We start from the raw sequence: 18,791 nt of genomic DNA, 5'->3' as shown, positions 1-18,791 counted from the left end.
ACATGATATATCCGTTATAACAGCCTGACCTAACCCCCCCCCTCCCCAGACGTAAATAGAAATATGTAAAGGCAGAGTGGAGTATTTAATTAGCCTGTGTCCCTAATGAGTGTTTTCTTGGTAGTTAATGGCGTGACGACGTCTAATTTTTCAAGATACAACGTTAATAAATCGTACCCTGCAATTGGTTCAATTTCACCGATCCATTCATCCACAACTTCTTGTAAACCAATGCGGTAAATGCCTTTGCGTTGCGACAACTCCACTGCCTTTTTTAGCACATACTGAAGAAACAGGCTGATCGTTGTCCAACCCGTTTTGGCGTTGCGTCCTTTACCTTTTGTTGTTTTTAATAATCTTTTCGATTGTTTTAAAACCACGTTTAATGTGCTTTGCGGAATACCGATTGCCTCACAAATCTCTTTTTGGGAACGCCAAAGAAACATTTCGAAGCTGGATTTTTGAGCCGAAATGTACGCAATGATGTCTTGTTCCCATTCTTCATAATGACTACGTTCGCGATCTTTGCGCTCTTTTTTAAATTTGTACCAACCACCCTTGTAATTAAATTTCACTGGAATGGCTGAGCCACCTCTAACGTACGCCGCTAATAATGCCTCAATGTACGCTTTACTCGCGCCTTTATATTTTCCTGAATACGCCGAGTTTAATAGTGTTTCTACTTCCGTTAAAGAAAGAGGATAGTTAAGATTTGAGTTGTATTCATCTAGAAAGTCAAATGTACGCTCCTTTTCCCAACCTTCTGAAAAGCACACTAAAGCAAGCGTAAACATTGCGTTGTTTCGCCCCAGTTGCCCTTTTTCACCTTTAATATCAACGGCATGAATCAGCTTAGAAAACCATTCTGATTGTGTCACAGAAATCGTTGTGAATTTCGAAGACACCACAAATAAAGGTCGCTCTAAGTCGTCATCTTGACGGCAGGACCAGTCAATCAGGTGTGCCATATGATAGGTTTGATCGAGTTGTTGCCATACGATGTTGTCTTTTTTCGGGATGCGGAAAAAACCAAAATCATTGCAGAAAAGGTCACTACTTACGGATTGCAGACTCTTTTTCAAGTTATCAGAAATGCGTTTTGCAACAGTTAACCCACGGAAGTTTTGCTTATTTGAAATAAATAGAGGTTCGGAAAGGACAAAATACACTTGGTAGCCACGTTCAGACTCCACAATTAACGTTGGCGCACCAATGCTTTCATCCATGCACGTTAACAGGATCTCTTGCACACTGTGTTGTTTTGTATCAATGTCCACGACGAATGTGTTGATTTGAAGCAAATTCTTTTCTTCAAAGCCGTGGATTTTCGTCCGTTTGTCGTCGGAATACCCAAATTGACGGTACACATTAGGCGTGAAGTGCGAAAGACCAGCAGCATCTTCTAAAAGCGTTTCTTTGGACGTGACAATGTAGCCTTTCACACCTGTTGATGTAAAGTCTGATTTGGAGCGCACGACAAAGATTGCCCCTTTTTTATGGCGCTTGTCCGCTTTTTCAGCTTCGACACGGTCAGGAAGAGTTGCTTTCGAGTATTTTGTTTTATATGTAGTTAATCCTTCGTGGAGGATTGTATTGTAAACATTTTGTAATAGATTAGTAGACGTAAAAATAGCCATGGATATCACCTCTTGTATAGATTGGTGAATGCCAGTAGCTATCAAAAAATACCATGCAGATTGAATGAACTGAATAAAAAAGCTCGAAAATTGGATTTTCAACAGAAAACATTGAAAATTTGAAATCGACTTGTTATAATCAGTACATCAAATATCATATATGATATATATAACCAAAAGTGTTCCAGCACTCTGGTTAACAACATACTGCTAGCAATCACCGGTATTCAGTTTTGAACTACTTTAAACCACCAAGTTTACTGTGGATCACCTTTTAGTTGGTGTTGTTAGGCAGATCGTGTAAAGTCATTCCAGTCCGGCCAAAGACTAAAGGAATGGCTTTTTTAATTTGCCTGGAATTTTATTAATGCGTTTCTATATTTTGCATTATAACCACGTTGAAATGTGGATGCAACCCGTTTTTTTTACATCTTTTTCAAAAAATATATGCATATATGTGTATATGTGTATACGCATATATGCATATATGCACAAAACGCCCATAAAGCCTGATATAACAACGTTTTTGAAAACCGAATATATGTATATATTTATATATGCATATATGCATATATTTTTTTTGCTCCAAAAAAAATTTTTCAAACTAAAAAAAGACCATCAAAATGATGCTCTTTCTCCCTAATTATTCCATCTTATCGATCTTTTTTTTGTAGTACGTTGACAATAATATCGTACGTTTTCCGTTCCGTTTTTCCGATATTCTGCTCTACATACTCATCTAATAAAATATCTATTAATACGTCTACGCTTTCTGCCTTCCCTAATTGTACTAAGGCATTTAGTTTATTGCGTGTTGCTTTTGAAACACGAACACTCGTAATGTTTTGAGGCGTTGTTCGTTTTTGTACTTGTACTGTTTCTTTTTCTTTTTCTTTCTCCTTTGCTTTTGCTGAAGGGGTCGTTCCTTTTGGTTCCACTTTTTTTTCTTCGATATCAGTCAGTGTAAATTCTTGTGTCGGCGTGATTTTCGGTCCACGGTCTAGTAACTTTTTCTTAGTTTGATTGTTCAGTAAGTTGCTCAACGCCATTCACCTCCGCTAATTCTGCTTCAAGACGATTTAAAAACTCTTTTGCAATCGTTTCATAACTTCTATGCACTTTTCGATCATGTATATCTTCATTTGTAATGCCCGTTATATCAAAACGTTTTAAACGCTCCATATTGTTTACTACATTTGTAAATAAATTTTCTACGCCAAAAATTTGACGCGCATTTTCGAGTGTTGCCAAATCGACAGCTGCCCCATTTTTAAGGAGAACAGGTAGAATCCCAATAATGTCCAAAGTAGCATCGTAATCATCAATTAACGATTGTAGGTAGCTCGTAAACACTTCCGCCCCTTGTAAACTTCTTTCTTGGGTTTGAAGTACAACCACTACATAATCCGATGCGTAAAGTGCCGCATCCGTAATAATCGATATTGTCGGTGGTACATCAATAAAAATAAAATCGTAATCCTTTTTTAACGGCTGGATTAACGTGGAAAAATATTTCACTCGCTCACTCGTATCAGAAGGAAATTTCTTTTCTAAATAACGTGGATAAAAGGCAAAATCACTAAAACTCGGTAAAAGATAGAGATTTTCCTTAATCTCCGTTACAATCTGCCCTAACTCTTCGTCTTGAATCGCGGCCATTAAGGTTTTATTAAAAGCTACGATTTCATCCGTTAACAACGCTTTCGTTTTGAGGAATAGTGTTGTGGCATTTGCTTGAGGATCTTGGTCACACAAAAGCACTTTATAGCCCATTTCAGCCAATGCATGCGCAATCATCGTACTATTTGTGGTCTTTCCTGTACCGCCCTTAAAATTCCCGAACGTGACGATCACTGCTTCTTCATTTTTTTTCATCTCGTTTCCCTCCATTCATGCGTGGAAATAAATGTTTACTCCGTACATATATGCGTATATCATAGCAGAAAATTTCCATAGAAGTCCACTTATGCGATAATTAAAGTGTGAGAACATTCATGTACCTAAATGTTATAGCGGATATATCATGGTTGACCCATACTTATTCGTGTTAAAAGAACTTAGCATACCATGAAAAACGAGGGCAATTAAAAAGGGATATTTCCATTTTAAAGGAGGTACAAGGACGCTTGGTGAACTATATAGTTAAAGACAAAGGAAAAGAGGGGTTCTTAATGAATGCAAAATTAAAAGCCGTCGTAGATTCTATCGATACATATCAATTAACTTATCCGGAAGATGCCTGCATCCTTGTTTTTGATACTGAAAAAGTCATTGGATATAAAGCCGGAAAAAAAGTGGATTTAAAAATTAAGGTTGGAGAAACCGTGGAACAACATCAAAATACGACGAGTATCCGGGCATTTAAAAGCGGGAAACCTCTTCGTGAGGAACGTGGACCTGAGTTGTTTGGTTTTGCGTACATCGCCTCAGCAGTACCCATTATTGATAACGGGCGAGTTGTTGGTGTGTGTACCGGGGTCATTTCAAATGATACGATCAATGAATTGCGTCATGTATCCAATGAGTTATCTGCTTCTGTTGCGGAAATGTCTGTTACAACAGAGGATTTAACGAGTGCCAGTGTGAACGTTTCCAAACAACTCGAGGAACTTTCGCAATTGGCTGCTACTGCAACCCACGATATTCAACAAATTAACGCCATTGTTTCTACCGTCAAAGACATTGCACAAAAATCTAAAATTTTAGGACTGAATGCCTCCATTGAAGCAGCTCGCTCTGGTGTACATGGAAGAGGCTTTGCGATTGTCGCCAATGAAATTCAAAAAATGGCGCAGGACAGTACCCAAAGTGCCGACACCATTACAAAAGAACTCGATAATATCAAAAATTCTATTGGCTATATTAATCACTCCACATCCCAAATTTCATCGTTCACAAAGCAGTACACGACGAACATGCAACAGATGAGCCACACCTATGCGAGCATCAACCATGTCGGCAAACGACTGCAAAAACTAAGTAATATTAAAAAGGATTAAAACTCACAGGTAAAAGAAGAGGACTCTACCTTAACTTTTTTCCATTGCTAGGTATAAAGATTTCTAGAATTGGAAAGTCTATTTGTATTCCCCCTTAGTTATATAGATTTTCATGGAGCTGTCCAATGTGGATGGCTCTTTTTTTCACGTTGCAATAAATTCGTCGCAATTATAAGTCCATTTCCTTTTACTACACAAAACTTTCGTAAAAACATTACAAAATGATATATTTTTGATATTTTTATATTAAAATTAGGTAAATTATATTGTAGTTAATACAATTCCATCACTATACAAGAAGTATTTTTTCATACATAATTAGAAACGCCTAAACAGCTCAAAACAAACTTCTAAATTTTTGACTTTTGTTCAATTGAAGCGCTTCAAAGGAGAAATGAATCGAATGGATCAACTTGTTACCAGCTTAGTTCTCGCTTCGACACATACACATACATCCGGTTCAAGTCTCTCCGTAAGAGGTCTTTCGGATTTATTCACGAGTCTTGCTTATTTCACGATTCCACTGGCGATTATGTTTTTTGCGAGGAAAAAGAAGGTCGTCAAATTCAAATGGATGTATTTCTTATTTACCTTATTTATTTTATTTTGTGGCATTACGCATTTTCTCCATTTTTTACGCTCCATCTCATCCTCTGAACTCTTACTAAGGATTGAGAGTATCGCGGTCTTCTTAACAGCCGTTGTGTCGATCGGTACGGCGATTTTAATTTGGGCCATCATGCCAAAACTTCTTCGCATTCCAAGCCCTGGCGAATTAGAAGAGGCCAACAAAGAGATTACGTATCTTGCACATTACGATGTACTAACAGGATTAATTAATCGAAATTACTTCAACATCGTATTAGAAGAGGCCGTGGAAGAAGCACGAAAAAATAAACAACAGTTAGCCGTTGCGTTTATTGATTTGGATCGTTTTAAAGTGATTAACGATACATATGGTCACGGAATAGGCGATCTTTTACTAAAAGAAGTGGCCCAAAGAATTTTGCGGTCAGTAAGTGACAAAGATATTGTTTCCCGACAAGGTGGCGATGAGTTTCTTCTATTACTTCGGGATGTTTCGCCCCAAGAAGTTGAAAAAACGATTAATCAACTTCTGCAGTCCTTATCCGCTACTTTTGATTTAGATGGGAAAGAAGTTCATTGCACACCAAGTATCGGGATTAGTTGTTTTCCGACAGACGGACAAGATATCGAAACGTTAATCAAATATGCTGATTTGGCCATGTACAAAGCGAAAGAAAAAGGACGTAATAATTATCAATTTTTCACGTGTGCCATGAGCCAAGAAATTGTAACCAAGTCGTTATTAGAAAATGATTTGCGAAAAGCACTTGGAAAAGGGGAACTCGAGGTTTATTACCAGCCCCAGTTGGACGTAAAAACAAACAAAATCGTCGCAACAGAAGCATTGTTGCGATGGCATCATCCTGAAAGAGGCTTTATCTCGCCGGTGGAATTTATTCCGTTAGCAGAGGAGACAGGCTTAATTTCATCGATTGGGAAATGGGTGTTAGAGGAAGCATGCCGACAAACGAAACACTGGCGCAATCAAGGACACGATCTTGGTGTTTCTGTGAATTTATCAAGTTTCCAATTAATCAGCAACAATGTAGTCGACATGATTCAAGGGATTTTGGTGCAACAAGAGCTCGATCCGCACCATTTAACACTTGAAGTCACCGAAAGTATGGCCATTACGAATTTGACCGATACATTGGACAAACTAAAACAGCTACAAGACTTTGGTGTAAACATTGCGTTGGATGATTTTGGGACGGGTTATTCATCGCTTAGTTATTTAAGTACTCTTCCAATTAACACGGTTAAAATCGATAAATCGTTTATTGATGATATTACGAACAAAACGAAAAAAGAAATCGTCAAATCCGTCAGCAACATCGCCCATAGTTTAGGGCTAAAAGTGGTGGCAGAAGGCGTAGAGGATGCACATCAAGTACAGCTAATCCAATCATTTGGGATCGAAATGATACAAGGCTACTACATCAGTAAACCAATTCCGAAAGAAGAGCTAGAGGCGAACTTTCTAAAGGATTAATAACATAAAGGATGGGCTAAGAGGGGCTATCCGAATCGAAAAAAACCGAGGCGATTTTTATTCGCTTCGGTTATTCGTTTCTTTAAATAACAAAAGTACTTAATGACTAATTATATAAAAGTTATATAGTTACTATATAATTATTATATACAAATTATATTAAAACTCTGTATCAAGGTCTTCTTTTTTTAGCTTTTCACGAGCTGCTTGCGAGAAGAAGGCCGCTTTAGACATGCCTGTTCGCTCACAATAATCATTAATAGCGTGAAGAAGTGGGGTTGGCACCGAAATGGATGTCACGGTTTTTCGCTTTTCTTCTTTAAAACGATCGGTTACATTACGTCGTTTCTTTTCGCTTTTTGCCTCGGTTGTTTCCGCTTGGTCTAATGCATCTAACGCATCTAAATCGATTTTTTTATTCATATTTCTTACACCTCTACTTTTGCTAACACGGCATCAATTTCGGTTGCAACTTGTTTAAAATCACCCATAATTTTTTGCGCGTATTTATTCATTTTGTATTCCGTTAACATCGTTTTTTCATTTTTCGAACTTGAGATGACATCCGAGTAGCGAATCGTGGATAAAAACTTCTCTTTTGGAATGCCCGCCTCCACTAATTCATCGATAAAATGTTGCAATTGGCGTTTTAATTTGAAATTCGTTTGTGACACTTTATTCGGCACAATCCCATAATCCAGCTCTTGCATGTCCATAAATTCGGTGATGATCTCTACGCTTCGTTTTGTGCCGAGTACCGAATCCAAATCCGTTTCAAGGGGAATTAAACAATAGTTACTTGCGGCGATCGCATAGGATACCAAATCACTGTTTTCAGATGGATGGGTATCAAAAATAATGACATCAAAGAGTTTTTTCAGTGGCTCGACTTTTTCTTTAATGGCATGAAGACGTTTAGCGGCCGTGAATTTTTTTTCCGCAAAACGCTCAAAATCGTCAATCGTTTCATTACTTGGAATATAGTAAATGCCCGATTCCTCAAATCGTTGTACCACTTCAGACGGTTTGCACGCTCCCGTTAGCCAGTCGTAGGTCGTATACTTGAACGAATCGCGATCGCTTAAAAAGCCCGTTGAAATACTCCCATTTTGGCATAAATCAATGACACACACGCTTTTCCCCATTTCCTCAAAGGTGATGGCTAAAAATTTTGATAACGTTGATTTTCCGACGCCGCCTTTTGTACTCATGACCGATAGCACATAACTCATGCGCACTCCTCCTTGTTTCGCATAATTTTTATATAGAAGTTATATAAGTTTTATATCGTTATTATATAATTTTTGGATTTTGAGAACAAGTTAGATAGATTAGAAAACTAGAAAATTCCCTTTGGATCTCTCACAGAAATGGCAATACGAAAAGAAATAGACGTGCGCATACAAGTCTACTGTAAAATAAAGTATTTACATTTTTTGGTTTATAGTATTATTTGTATATGGTGAAACCACAATTTTGAGGAGGCTTTTTAATGAGTGTCATCGATCGTTTTTTTGAAAATAACCCTACCTGCAATGGATTTAAAGACAATGTATCTTTCAATGAATTATTTTCATGGTTAGAGGAAGCAACTCAAGTATTTAATATGATACAAGCTTGCAATAATAACCAAGCAGCACTTGAAGGTGTCGTTAAGGAATTGGAAGAAAAGTATAGTAACCGTTCGGATTTGGATTTAACAGACCATTTTACGAGACGTACGATCGGTCGTGTGGTGAAGGAGATTTTAATTGATTTTGGCTACATCCAAACTGGGGAAAAATCTCTATCTCAGGGAGAATACTTTAACAGATTTCCGAAAGAAGTCTCCCATCCTCAAGGAATGTGAAGGGTATAACCCAATGAGTAGGTGGGAGATGAATTTCGGTTGGCCTTAGCCAAAGATTTTGGTATAAGCAGTCTTATATAGAATAAAGGACTAATATGACAATGAAACTAGATAGTAATAATTATTCAGTGTTCTTAATGTATTATCATCTTGTACTGGTTGTAAAATATCGTAGACAAGTGTTTGACAGTGAACTATCTGATTTTGCTAAAGAGATGTTCACTGATATTGGAAGTAAGTATAATATTTCTTTAGTGGAATGGAATCATGATCAAGACCATATCCAGATCTTATTCAAATCACATCCAAACTCTGAATTATCAAAGTTCTTCAATGCGTATAAGAGTGCTAGTTCCCGATTGATCAAGAGAGACTTTCCGCATATCAGAAAAAAACTTTGGAAAGAGATGTTCTGGTCAAGAAGTTTTTGCCTGCTTACAACAGGCGGTGCTCCAATAGATACCCTCAAAAACTATATTGAAAATCAAGGTCAAAAGTGAGGTGAATCGATATGACCAAGCAAAACAAAGCCTTCAAATTTCGATTGTTGCCAAACAAAGAACAGGCCGTATTATTAGCAAAAACATTTGGCTGTGTTCGCTTTATCTATAACAAAATGTTAGCGGAACGCAAAGATACGTATGAAAAGTTCAAAGACGATAAAGAAACGCTTAAAAAGCAAAAGTTTCCGACTCCTGCAAAATATAAAGGTGAATTCCCATTCTTAAAAGAAGTAGATTCCTTAGCTTTGGCGAACGCACAAATCCATCTTCAAACGGCTTATAAGAACTTCTTTGAAGGAAATGCAGAATTTCCAAAGTTCAAGAACCGTAAAGCGAAACAATCCTACACGACGAACTTAGTCAATGGAAACATCGAATTAAAAGACGGTCATATCAAACTCCCAAAACTAAAACTTGTAAAAATCAAAAAGCACAGAGAAATTCCTGAGAATTACAAACTGAAATCCTGTACCATTTCCAGAACAAAGTCAGGAAAATATTATGTGTCGGTACTAACAGAATACGAAAAAGACATACAGCCTAAAACAATAGAAAATGTCGTTGGGCTAGATTTTGCGATGGCTGAATTATACGTAAGCAGCGAGAATGAGAAAGCCAATTATCCTCGCTATTATCGTGTAATGTCAGAAAAGTTAGCAAAAGCACAACAAATTCTGTCTAAACGTAAAAAGGGTTCTGCACGTTGGAACAAGCAACGCCTAGTAGTAGCGAAATTACATGAAAAAGTAGCGAACCAACGCATGAATTTTCTTCACCATAAATCAAAAGAATTAGCTGCCAACTTTGACGCTGTCATAATCGAGGACTTGAACATGAAAGGCATGTCTCAAGCTCTTCACTTTGGCAAAAGTGTTCACGACAATGGTTGGGGCATGTTCACGACTTTCTTATCGTACAAGCTAAAAGAACAGGGGAAACAACTTGTGAAAATTGATAAGTGGTTCCCTTCTACTAAGAAATGTTCTTATTGCGGTGCAGAAAAACCGATGAACCTATCTGAACGGACCTATGAATGTTCTTGCGGCTATGTGGCTGATCGCGACTATAATTCAGCCATCAATATCAAAAATGAAGGATTACGCCTATTAGCCTTATCATAGAAACAAAAACTCTTGGAACAAGAGGGTTAGCTCGGTCAGTTTTCGTTAGCTCGTAAAAGTAACGATAAGTCGAGAAGCCCCCACTTCAAGTAAACCATAAGGTGAACTAAGTGGTGGGTAGTTCACGAACGCGCAACACTATGCGCAAGATAATCAAGCTCCGAAAACAAAAAACTTGTTGATCCACAAATAATCGCCTTCTAATCCGGCTCGGAGTTGCTATAACAGCTATAGCAATCAACTACTTTCAAAAGGGCTATGGAATATAAAAAAGCTTAGTTCTTACATAGAGAGCTAAGCCTTTTTTCGTACTCGAATCGTTACTATTCTTTCTCACTATTTTAACAGTTTATAGATGAAGGCATATCAAACAAAATAGATTTACATTAACTCTTTTTATCAAAGTCTTGCTTCAACAACGAATACATATATAAATCATCAAACTTGCCACGCGTGAATTCGTAATTTCGTAATAGCCCTTCCCTAACAAAGCCTAACTTTTCTACTAACTTTTGTGATGCTTGATTTGGTGGCTCGATTAATGCTTCAATCCGTTGAAAATTCATCTGTTCATAGCCATAACGGATGATTGCTTCAACTGCCTCACTCGCTATCCCTTTTCCCCACTGTTCTTTACTTAATTCAAAGCCAATTTCTGTACGGAAATGTTGAGCAACCTTGTTGTGAAAACCGCAACTGCCCACAACAATTCCTTGCTCTTTTAAAGTAATTCCCCATCTCATCCCTGTTTTATTATCTCGTATAGATTCATACCAGGAAATTTCATTTAAAGCATTGTTTATTGATGTGAAAGGTTCTAATCCATAATACTTCATTACGTCTTCATCAGATAGATAACTAAAGACACTCGCTGCATCCTCTTGTGTCACTTGTCGTAATACCAATCGTTTCGTCTCTAGTACGGGGAATGTCTCCGTATCTATGTTCATTGCAACCTCTCCTCATTGTTAAAAATGACTTCGCTATAACCATGCTAACATAATTTACTACTTGGTTTAGGGAAAATAAAAAAGTGATTATAGTGTTCAACGCATTGATTTGGCGAAACGCATCATGCTATTTTTCATGAGTTTCTACTATTATATAGTGTCATTTTGATTCATCGCGCGAAAAGTCGTCCAACCCGTTGATTGAGTCGCTTCTTTAAACTTTTCCACCAATTCCTGTCCACTGAATCCTTTCGCCACCAAACTCTCTAAAATTTGTTCCGCAAAATCATCCGGTAATTTATGAACCGGTTTAATTAGGAGTCCCTCTTCGACTAATTCGACCGTAACTTCCTCTTGTATGTGCAGTGCATCAAAAAATTCTTTGGGGATGGTCATTTGTCGTTGTTTCGATACTTTCACTTTTTTCGGTGAAGACATTATAAAAACCTCATTTCTTTATTTCTTTATTTCTTTATTTCTTTAAATTGTTTATTTTAATTTTAAACTAATTTATAAATTTAAAAAATAAATAATTTAAAATTTATCAAATAATGAATGACCCTTCAAAGACAAAAAAGATTCCTTTTTAGACGTATAGAATGCTAGAATAAAAGAAAGAATTTTCTCCTTTTTGGTAAGAGAAAGGTTGGTGTTAGGAAATGGAAGATAACCAAATTATTCCGTTGAGTAGTTTGCAGACGAACCAAAAGTTGGAAAATACGTTGCAACAAATGGTCCAACAAAAAATCGAAATGTATCGACCTGATTTCTCTAAATTTTCTGTCTTCTGTCAGGATGAAAATCGCATACCTGATTTTGATGCCCTGGAAAAATATTTACATCATTCCATTGTTGATCAACGCATCAAACTGTCCACCTTTAATCGACGGTTGGCTGGTGTTCAATTTTATTTAACCCATGTATTCGAACTTACCCAAACAGAGGAACAAAAAAAACGAATCAAATTCATTCGCCAATTGTATAATACGGAAGACTATATTCGTCTAAAAGCCATGCGAGGGGTGCGGGCAGAACGGCAAGAAGAAGTGCTGCAGCTGATTAATAAATACGATACATCCCAAAGAGCGGACATCCGAAAACGTGCTATCTGTTTTGTCAATTTAATTACCGCCAATCGCCCTTCCGAAATGGTGCGGTTAAAAGTAGCGGATTTTGATTTGGAGCATCGCATCGTATTCGTTGTGTTGAAAAAGCAAGGAGAAACCAAGGAGAAGCGGCTAACGTTGGAATGTGTGAAGGCGATTGAAAAATATGTGAAAACGCATGACCTTAAGCCAACCGATTACTTTATTGGGGCGGCGGATCGCTGGGGAAATTACCGAAACCGCATGATTACCGAAAGAAGTTACAATCGCTTAATCCATGAATGGTTAGGGTTCGCGCCGTACACATTACGCAAAACCCAAATTACCCATATGCATCGAAAACATGCGGACTTACCAACCATCGCTAAACAATCAGGTCATAAATCCCTGCAAACCATTTCCCAGCATTACCTGGAAGTGGATTATAGTGATGTGGATGATTTTTTGTGAGGTATAAATGGACCTTGCAACACCAAGAACACTACAAAAACTTAAACTGTCTCGCAAAAGTAGAAATTTGGAATGTATAAATTTCTACTTTGGTGAGCATTTTATTACTCCTGAAAAACAGCCAATTTGGAATAGCATAAGTTTTATCTCTTCCTGGGAGATCACTAACAAAATGCAAATTGCTAGTGGCCACTATATAATAGTAGAAACTAGTGAAAATCATGTTTTGCGAAAATATCAATGATAGTAAGGTTCTGATTTTTTTGAATACCTTCTTTCAAGCTCGTCTAATTGTTTGCCTACGTAAAATAAACCATCAAGCGCAATTTCAAGAAGTGCCTTTCTTTCATCCAGTTCTGATGTTGGATGATACTCGCTAGAAGCTAAATATTGTCCGTCCTTCTTAATCAGATACTCCCACACCGCCATTCTTGATTGGACCCCAATGAATTTTATCGCAATTTCGTATTCGCCAACCCTATGAATTCCCATAACACCACTCCTTAATAGTAATCTACTTTTCTTTATTACTATAAAGAGTGTTCAATTTTAGTAGATTTTAAACATTCATTCTCTAAATTTATCCAAACTTCTTCAACAGTTAGTACATGCGGGAATTATTAAAGAACGAAGAGGAAAATGAAAGAGGGTGAAAGGTACATGAATAGCGTTAAAAACAAAAAAAGCACCCGTTTAAGAGTGCTTCGGAAGGTAACCTATGAGATGCAAAAGCCGCTTTGCCGCAAGTTTATCGAAAGTTTTAAACCACCACTCCTCAAAGTGGGTGTTCGCAAAAGATTTCCTGTGTATCGTCATTCACGAATGTGACGCTCGCCATTCCACCTTCGATCTAAAACTCCCTTTTACAGCTTAAAGGTTAAAACTTACTATTGTTACGTACATCGCAGCTTCAATCTTATATTACTAGAAAATATTAAGTTGAACAAGTACTTGTTTATGGAAATTGTGATAAAAAAATCAATTTCACTAGTATTAAAAAAATGTGTATAAAAAACACAAACCGTTCCATACTATTAAAGATTTCACTTCGAATCCAAATGACTAGGAGGGTTAACCCGATGAGTGGGATGCATTAGCTCAGAAGGACCATCGATACTGAAGAAGCAAAAGCAAGATTGTCTTAGGTAGATCTTAAGATAAAATGCGAAAAGCGAGGCAGTGTGTCATGGAGGATGAATAGTAAGTGGTAATCATGCCCGGAATAATTTCCGGGTTTTTTTATTTAGCTCAAATTACTAGTAAGGTACAAGATAATTCCCTATATCAGTTCCGATAATTTTCATACTATTCTGAATTTTTATTTAAACTTCATCCCTATTCATTTATATTTAAATTAAATACGTAGCAGGGGTGATAATTTATGGGGAAACTATCAAATAAAGTTACTGTCATTACAGGAGGCGCAGGTGGAATCGGTAAAGTAACTGCCGAAACATTCCTGAAAGAAGGCGCTAAGGTTGTTTTAGTTGATCTATTCCAAGAAGCTCTTGATAAGGCACAAGCCGATTTAGCTGAATTTGGTGAAGTGCTTACAGTTCAAGCAGATGTTTCTAAAGAGGCGGATGTACAAAATTACGTGAATAAAACGGTAGAGGCATTTGGAACCATTGATGTGTTCTTTAATAATGCTGGCATCGAAGGGAAAGTAGCACCACTTGTGGATCAAAAGGTGGAAGACTTCGATTTGGTTATGAACGTGAATGTACGTGGCGTATTTTTAGGGTTAAAATATGTTCTTCCTGTCATGACGAAACAAGGATTTGGTAGCGTCATCAACACTTCTTCTGTGGCAGGTTTAAGCGGTAGTCCAGGTGTCGCACCTTATATCACATCTAAACATGCAGTCGTAGGCCTTACGAAAACTGCAGCACTTGAAGTCACAAGCTCGAACATTCGCGTGAACTCAATCCATCCATCGCCTGTTAATACACGAATGATGCGTTCTCTAGAAGAAGGCATGAATGTAACACAAGAAGCAATGGCTCAAGCTATCCCACTAGGTCGTTATGGAGAATCCGAAGACATTGCGAAACTGGTACTATTCCTTGCGAGTGATGATAGTACCTTTATCACTGGGGCTCAATATCGCATTGACGGTGGAATGGGTGCCTCATAAGTTAACATTCAAAAAGTGCATGAACAAATAGGTCTACATCTGTTTGTTCAATGCACTTTTATTTATACGTGAATTCCGTGATATAGCGGCTATAACTGATAGAACAGCTATTTGTCATGGCTATCTTTGTTTCCCTATACGATTGGTAAATCTTCCTTAAACGTTTGCACGATGTTTCGTCCATTTTTCTTCGCTGCATAGAGTGCATGGTCTGCTTTTTTAATAGCTTGTTTCATCGCAGCTTGTTGATTACCAGGTGTCATTTCAATATACGCGATTCCAAAGCTAGACGTAACATCAATATGATAGTCTTCCGCACTTACAGAGTATTCCGAAATTCTACCTCTAATCGTATCTGCTAATTGAAATGCGTTTTCTATATTTGTTGTTGGTAGAAAAATAATAAATTCTTCTCCGCCATAACGCCCAATTATATCTTGTGGTCCTAAGCTATTTTTTGCTAAATTCGCTACATGACTTAAAACAATATCCCCTACATCATGTCCGTATGTATCATTAACAACTTTGAAATGATCAATATCAAACATGATCAATGAAGCTTCCTCGATGGAATCTAGTTTTTTAATTGATTTCTCCATAAAGTAGGTTCTATTATAGATGTTTGTTAAACCATCAAAGCTTGCTAGATGTCGCAGTTTTTCCTGCATCTCTACTCGTTCCGTAATATTAACAAACGTAACAATTGTACCGAGCGTAATCCCATCTTTATTCATGACCGGTGAAAAACGAACTTGAAAGTATAGGGTTTGGCCGTCTTTTACACACTCATAGTCACATTCCTCACCCTGAAGGATCAGGTCTGCTAGTTTTCGATCTTCAGCAAGTACCGTTTCGATGTGCTTGCCAATGGAAAAGGAATTTAACATGGGCAGTACATATGAAATGGCATTATTATAATCCACAATTGCTCCGTTATGTTCTAAAACGATAACGCCCTCAAGCATATTTTCAAATACCTTTTCCCTTGCGATAGGCAGTACATAAAACATTTGGAATGATAATAATGCAATTCCATGAAGAATAAAAGATACACTCATGGAAACAGGACCGAGGTCAATCCCATAAGGACTTAAATCATTTAAATAAAAGCTATTTGCAATAACAGGTATAAGGAGTCCTGCAACCATTGTTAGGATCTGCAACTTAAAGCGGAATAACGATTTTTTTAATTGCATTAATAAAATAATTACACTAATCGAAAGACATAAGAAAAGATACAAGGAATGAACATAAAAAAGTGGTCCATATTCCATTTCAGCAATGGGAAAGGGCGTATCACTTTGTAAATCAATCGACAAATAATAGAGATGATGCAGCTCATTCGTATGATGGGCAAACACAGTTAATAGTGGGATGAGGAGTACCATTGAAAAGAACAATCGTTTAATCTTCACTCCAACATACTCAAAACACATGAACAAAATAAAGCTAGGAATGAATGGCATCACGCAATACTCGATACCTAACCAAAATTTAATTTCCTTTAGTGACGTACTTGCTAATTCAAAAGCATAAGCAAAAGCAAATATAGTAGATAATAGTGTAACAATTTTATAGTGTCGAACACCGGGAGCGTTTTTTAATTTAACATGTGAAAACAAACATAAGCTTAAACTTAAAACCCCAGCAAAAATAATTAATAATATCCATATGAACAACTCTTCAGCCATATATTTTTACTCCAGTATAATAAAATAACTTCCTTTTATTATAATACTGCTTACCTATGGCTAGTGGTACTTATAATATACTAGAATTTACAGATTGATATATCTGCTATAACACCCTGTTATTGATCCCCGCTGTAACAATTACAACTAGTGAATAGGGTTATGAATAGAACTCCTCCCATTTGCTTAAATACATTTTTTCTGATTGATCAATTTCTTTTGGTAATCTTGTAATTAATTCCAAGCTATTTCCATCTGGGTCGTCAAAGTAAATCATTGCGTGAGCTTGGTTTGGAACAACGATTGGTTCTTCTGCTCCCATTCGAAATTCGTCCCTTACTTCAATGCCTCTTTCTTTTAGCCAACTCTTCGCTTTCTTCATATCTTCTAGTTCTACGTAAAAAGCTATATGTCTTAATGAAACGTGATAAGGAATTTCCGCTTGGGGTCCTTCCCATAAACCAATCCAACTTTTCCCTTCTTCAATCCAAAGAAACGCAACTTTCTCATACTTTTTATATAGTTTTAAACCGATTTTTTCATAAAAATTAATAGATTGTTGTAAATTGCTAACTGGCAAATGCGCTTCATATAAACCTTTTATCATGTTGTTTCCCCCTTTTAATAGCGGTGCTTTTTCTAAATTCTTCTTTATTTTTAATGTTAACCTAATGGGGGATTTTTGTTAAATAGGGGGATTATAACCACTCTATATAAGACTAGAAATAATCTACATAAAAGAGAAGGGAAATTACTTGTTTAGGTAATTAACGGAAAAATTTACACTTAGAGGCTGCTCGTTAGTTTTTCAACAACTGGTAACGCTTCAGGATTTAGCTGATTATCCAATTGTCCTGTATATGAGTCAATTTTTGGAAAACTTCATTCATTCTTATGAGAAAGTTTACGGTGAAATGAACGTTCTTTTTCACACATCGAATACGGAAGTGATTAAAAAAACCGTAGCGGAAGGATTAGCCATTGGATTAGTATCGAATTATTCTTTAATTGATGATCCCTTTGTTGAAACCGGGCGGATTGTTCCCCTTGCTCTAAATAATTTTACGTTTGATTCGGATCTTTACTATGGGTGTATCATCTCAAAAAAGGATGCGCAACATGGTATGGTAAAAAAATTTTTAGAATATATCAAGTCCTAATGAACTTCCTTTTGAAATAAGGGACGAAAAATGCCCCACTTCTAAAATTAGAAATGGGGCAAAAAAAAAGCACCCGAATCGAGTGCTTTGGAAGCTCACTATTAAACGCTAAGCCGCTTTGCCGTAATATGATAGAAAGTTTTAAACCACCACTCCTCAAAGTGGGTGTTCGCAAAAGATTTCCTGTATATCGTCATGCACACAAGTGACGCTCGCCATTCCACCTTCGATCTAAAACTCCCTTTTACAGCATAAAGGTTAAAACTTAATATTGTTACGTACATCGCAGCTGTAACTATATATTACTAATAATTATTATATAAATCAATGTATTATTTATGGAAATAAAGGGGGAACGAGCCAAGGAGCGAAAAACCTACTCGAAAACTACGCGAGCTATGGCGATATTCAGTAATATAGCTTTTATATCACTCCGGTTATAACGACTATAACCTCAACTATGCTCCATTCGAGTTTAAGTTGTCACTGATATAGCAGGTATAACAACCAACACTTCTATATAAATATTATATAATAATTATATAACTTTTATATATAAAAAGAACATTGAAAAAGGATTGCTCCGTTTTCAATGTTCTATTCAGTGATTTCCATCTCACTGTTTACAAGATTAATTTTTTGAAATTGGTTGATCAACATGTCTAATTCTTGACTGCATTTAATGGTTTCTGGATGTGTTAATCCCTTTACAATTCCAACATTGATCATTTGCGCTTGTAATTTGAAATATTTTGATTTCATTTCGAAATCTGTTAAGCATTCTTCTACCATATTGATGTTTCCCCCTATATTATCCCATAAACTACATTTATTATAAGGTTATATTACCAGGTAATGGAATAAAAAAATTTAAAATTTTTGACATTTTTTAAATTTCAATATAGTAAAAAGGATTTCGTGTAGGGACCACACACTCGCTCTAATGAAGCTTTTCAATGTTTAAGTATAAGAACAGGTAATATAACAAAAAAATAAGCCGAGGTGTTGATTGCTGAACTGCTCCCTGTCAAGTAGACAGTGGAAATAATAAAAATGCTTTAAGCGGCTTGAGCTCTGTATTCCAGGGGACTCAAGCCGTTTAATGTTT

At 36.7% G+C, this 18,791-nt stretch carries 19 protein-coding genes and 2 other RNA genes; 8 read left to right on the top strand and 13 right to left on the bottom strand.

The window, feature by feature from the left end; translation table 11 throughout:
* Positions 1 to 89: 89 nt before the first annotated feature.
* The 3 genes from EK386_RS18160 to EK386_RS18150 all read right to left on the bottom strand — a co-directional run bounded on the left by EK386_RS18160 (position 90) and on the right by EK386_RS18150 (position 3,512).
* Positions 90 to 1,637: a primase C-terminal domain-containing protein gene (locus EK386_RS18160; RefSeq protein WP_126660596.1), complete on the bottom strand. Its 1,548-nt coding sequence runs from the start codon at positions 1,635 to 1,637 to the stop codon at positions 90 to 92.
* 653 nt (positions 1,638 to 2,290) lie between these two features.
* On the bottom strand, positions 2,291 to 2,680 hold the full coding sequence (locus EK386_RS18155) for a DUF5388 domain-containing protein (protein WP_126660595.1): 390 nt from the start codon (positions 2,678 to 2,680) through the stop codon (positions 2,291 to 2,293).
* A complete protein-coding gene (locus tag EK386_RS18150; protein WP_126660594.1) occupies positions 2,652 to 3,512 on the bottom strand; it encodes a ParA family protein in 861 nt (286 codons plus the stop codon). The genes EK386_RS18155 and EK386_RS18150 overlap by 29 nt, the downstream gene beginning before the upstream one ends.
* 254 nt (positions 3,513 to 3,766) lie before the next feature.
* Between EK386_RS18150 and EK386_RS18145 the strand changes: the two genes are divergently transcribed.
* Entirely contained in the window at positions 3,767 to 4,636 is an 870-nt protein-coding gene (locus EK386_RS18145) for a methyl-accepting chemotaxis protein (protein ID WP_246027726.1), read from the top strand.
* A 403-nt stretch (positions 4,637 to 5,039) separates the two neighbouring features.
* Entirely contained in the window at positions 5,040 to 6,716 is a 1,677-nt protein-coding gene (locus EK386_RS18140) for a putative bifunctional diguanylate cyclase/phosphodiesterase (protein ID WP_158674469.1), read from the top strand.
* Positions 6,717 to 6,875: 159 nt separating this feature from the next.
* Here EK386_RS18140 and EK386_RS18135 read toward each other — a convergent pair whose 3' ends face one another.
* A complete protein-coding gene (locus EK386_RS18135; protein WP_126660592.1) occupies positions 6,876 to 7,139 on the bottom strand; it encodes a type II toxin-antitoxin system HicB family antitoxin in 264 nt (87 codons plus the stop codon).
* 5 nt (positions 7,140 to 7,144) lie between these two features.
* The gene (locus EK386_RS18130) at positions 7,145 to 7,948 is read right to left on the bottom strand and encodes a ParA family protein (RefSeq protein ID WP_126660591.1); all 804 of its coding nucleotides are present in this window, start codon (positions 7,946 to 7,948) and stop codon (positions 7,145 to 7,147) included.
* A 260-nt stretch (positions 7,949 to 8,208) separates the two neighbouring features.
* Between EK386_RS18130 and EK386_RS18125 the strand changes: the two genes are divergently transcribed.
* The 3 genes from EK386_RS18125 to EK386_RS18115 all read left to right on the top strand — a co-directional run bounded on the left by EK386_RS18125 (position 8,209) and on the right by EK386_RS18115 (position 10,189).
* A complete protein-coding gene (locus EK386_RS18125; RefSeq protein WP_126660590.1) occupies positions 8,209 to 8,565 on the top strand; it encodes a hypothetical protein in 357 nt (118 codons plus the stop codon).
* 101 nt (positions 8,566 to 8,666) lie between these two features.
* On the top strand, positions 8,667 to 9,065 hold the full coding sequence (gene tnpA / locus EK386_RS18120) for an IS200/IS605 family transposase (protein ID WP_126660589.1): 399 nt from the start codon (positions 8,667 to 8,669) through the stop codon (positions 9,063 to 9,065).
* An 11-nt stretch (positions 9,066 to 9,076) separates the two neighbouring features.
* Positions 9,077 to 10,189 (top strand): RNA-guided endonuclease TnpB family protein, encoded by a 1,113-nt coding sequence (locus tag EK386_RS18115; RefSeq protein ID WP_126660588.1) that lies wholly within the window; start codon positions 9,077 to 9,079, stop codon positions 10,187 to 10,189.
* 386 nt (positions 10,190 to 10,575) lie between these two features.
* Here EK386_RS18115 and EK386_RS18110 read toward each other — a convergent pair whose 3' ends face one another.
* Positions 10,576 to 11,139, bottom strand: a complete 564-nt coding sequence (locus EK386_RS18110; RefSeq protein ID WP_126660587.1) for a GNAT family N-acetyltransferase — start codon at positions 11,137 to 11,139, stop codon at positions 10,576 to 10,578.
* Positions 11,140 to 11,289: 150 nt separating this feature from the next.
* Positions 11,290 to 11,577 carry an AbrB/MazE/SpoVT family DNA-binding domain-containing protein gene (locus EK386_RS18105; protein ID WP_126660586.1) on the bottom strand — a complete coding sequence of 96 codons (288 nt, stop codon included), beginning with the start codon at positions 11,575 to 11,577 and terminating at the stop codon, positions 11,290 to 11,292.
* Positions 11,578 to 11,798: 221 nt separating this feature from the next.
* Between EK386_RS18105 and EK386_RS18100 the strand changes: the two genes are divergently transcribed.
* Entirely contained in the window at positions 11,799 to 12,695 is an 897-nt protein-coding gene (locus EK386_RS18100) for a tyrosine-type recombinase/integrase (protein WP_126660585.1), read from the top strand.
* Positions 12,696 to 12,932: 237 nt separating this feature from the next.
* Here EK386_RS18100 and EK386_RS18095 read toward each other — a convergent pair whose 3' ends face one another.
* Together EK386_RS18095 and ssrS (EK386_RS18090) are read right to left on the bottom strand one after the other, a co-directional pair.
* Complete coding sequence (locus EK386_RS18095) at positions 12,933 to 13,187, bottom strand: hypothetical protein (protein ID WP_126660584.1); 255 nt, start codon at positions 13,185 to 13,187, stop codon at positions 12,933 to 12,935.
* Positions 13,188 to 13,420: 233 nt separating this feature from the next.
* Positions 13,421 to 13,609, bottom strand: a non-coding RNA gene (gene ssrS / locus EK386_RS18090) — 6S RNA.
* 467 nt (positions 13,610 to 14,076) lie between these two features.
* Between ssrS (EK386_RS18090) and EK386_RS18085 the strand changes: the two genes are divergently transcribed.
* A complete protein-coding gene (locus tag EK386_RS18085) occupies positions 14,077 to 14,832 on the top strand; it encodes an SDR family NAD(P)-dependent oxidoreductase (protein ID WP_126660583.1) in 756 nt (251 codons plus the stop codon).
* Positions 14,833 to 14,966: 134 nt separating this feature from the next.
* Here the strand turns inward: EK386_RS18085 and EK386_RS18080 are convergent, their stop codons facing one another.
* A complete protein-coding gene (locus EK386_RS18080) occupies positions 14,967 to 16,523 on the bottom strand; it encodes a histidine kinase N-terminal 7TM domain-containing diguanylate cyclase (RefSeq protein ID WP_126660582.1) in 1,557 nt (518 codons plus the stop codon).
* Positions 16,524 to 16,683: 160 nt separating this feature from the next.
* Positions 16,684 to 17,130 carry a VOC family protein gene (locus EK386_RS18075; RefSeq protein ID WP_126660581.1) on the bottom strand — a complete coding sequence of 149 codons (447 nt, stop codon included), beginning with the start codon at positions 17,128 to 17,130 and terminating at the stop codon, positions 16,684 to 16,686.
* Between the two features lie 208 nt (positions 17,131 to 17,338).
* On the opposite strand from EK386_RS18075, the gene EK386_RS18070 reads away from it, so the two are divergent.
* The gene (locus EK386_RS18070; RefSeq protein ID WP_126660580.1) at positions 17,339 to 17,683 is read left to right on the top strand and encodes a LysR substrate-binding domain-containing protein; all 345 of its coding nucleotides are present in this window, start codon (positions 17,339 to 17,341) and stop codon (positions 17,681 to 17,683) included.
* 106 nt (positions 17,684 to 17,789) lie between these two features.
* Here EK386_RS18070 and ssrS (EK386_RS18065) read toward each other — a convergent pair.
* Both ssrS (EK386_RS18065) and EK386_RS18060 read right to left on the bottom strand, forming a co-directional pair.
* Positions 17,790 to 17,978, bottom strand: a non-coding RNA gene (gene ssrS, locus EK386_RS18065) — 6S RNA.
* A gap of 302 nt (positions 17,979 to 18,280) precedes the next feature.
* Positions 18,281 to 18,475 carry an aspartyl-phosphate phosphatase Spo0E family protein gene (locus EK386_RS18060; RefSeq protein ID WP_246027723.1) on the bottom strand — a complete coding sequence of 65 codons (195 nt, stop codon included), beginning with the start codon at positions 18,473 to 18,475 and terminating at the stop codon, positions 18,281 to 18,283.
* Positions 18,476 to 18,791 lie beyond the last annotated feature (316 nt).

Source organism: Lysinibacillus antri, from assembly GCF_003977595.1.
Lineage (GTDB): Bacteria > Bacillota > Bacilli > Bacillales_A > Planococcaceae > Ureibacillus > Ureibacillus antri.
The sequence above is the reverse complement of the archived record's forward strand: the minus strand, read 5'-3'. Positions and strand labels throughout refer to the sequence as shown.

Coding starts and splice junctions, on each gene's coding strand:
- EK386_RS18150 (WP_126660594.1), bottom strand. CDS start 3,512: ATGAAAAAAAATGAAGAAGCAGTGATCGTCACGTTCGGGAATTTTAAG.
- EK386_RS18125 (WP_126660590.1), top strand. CDS start 8,209: ATGAGTGTCATCGATCGTTTTTTTGAAAATAACCCTACCTGCAATGGA.
- EK386_RS18080 (WP_126660582.1), bottom strand. CDS start 16,523: ATGGCTGAAGAGTTGTTCATATGGATATTATTAATTATTTTTGCTGGG.
- EK386_RS18130 (WP_126660591.1), bottom strand. CDS start 7,948: ATGAGTTATGTGCTATCGGTCATGAGTACAAAAGGCGGCGTCGGAAAA.
- EK386_RS18140 (WP_158674469.1), top strand. CDS start 5,040: ATGGATCAACTTGTTACCAGCTTAGTTCTCGCTTCGACACATACACAT.
- EK386_RS18100 (WP_126660585.1), top strand. CDS start 11,799: ATGGAAGATAACCAAATTATTCCGTTGAGTAGTTTGCAGACGAACCAA.
- EK386_RS18160 (WP_126660596.1), bottom strand. CDS start 1,637: ATGGCTATTTTTACGTCTACTAATCTATTACAAAATGTTTACAATACA.
- EK386_RS18115 (WP_126660588.1), top strand. CDS start 9,077: ATGACCAAGCAAAACAAAGCCTTCAAATTTCGATTGTTGCCAAACAAA.
- EK386_RS18085 (WP_126660583.1), top strand. CDS start 14,077: ATGGGGAAACTATCAAATAAAGTTACTGTCATTACAGGAGGCGCAGGT.
- EK386_RS18060 (WP_246027723.1), bottom strand. CDS start 18,475: ATGGTAGAAGAATGCTTAACAGATTTCGAAATGAAATCAAAATATTTC.
- EK386_RS18075 (WP_126660581.1), bottom strand. CDS start 17,130: ATGATAAAAGGTTTATATGAAGCGCATTTGCCAGTTAGCAATTTACAA.
- tnpA (WP_126660589.1), top strand. CDS start 8,667: ATGAAACTAGATAGTAATAATTATTCAGTGTTCTTAATGTATTATCAT.
- EK386_RS18135 (WP_126660592.1), bottom strand. CDS start 7,139: ATGAATAAAAAAATCGATTTAGATGCGTTAGATGCATTAGACCAAGCG.
- EK386_RS18110 (WP_126660587.1), bottom strand. CDS start 11,139: ATGAACATAGATACGGAGACATTCCCCGTACTAGAGACGAAACGATTG.
- EK386_RS18095 (WP_126660584.1), bottom strand. CDS start 13,187: ATGGGAATTCATAGGGTTGGCGAATACGAAATTGCGATAAAATTCATT.
- EK386_RS18105 (WP_126660586.1), bottom strand. CDS start 11,577: ATGTCTTCACCGAAAAAAGTGAAAGTATCGAAACAACGACAAATGACC.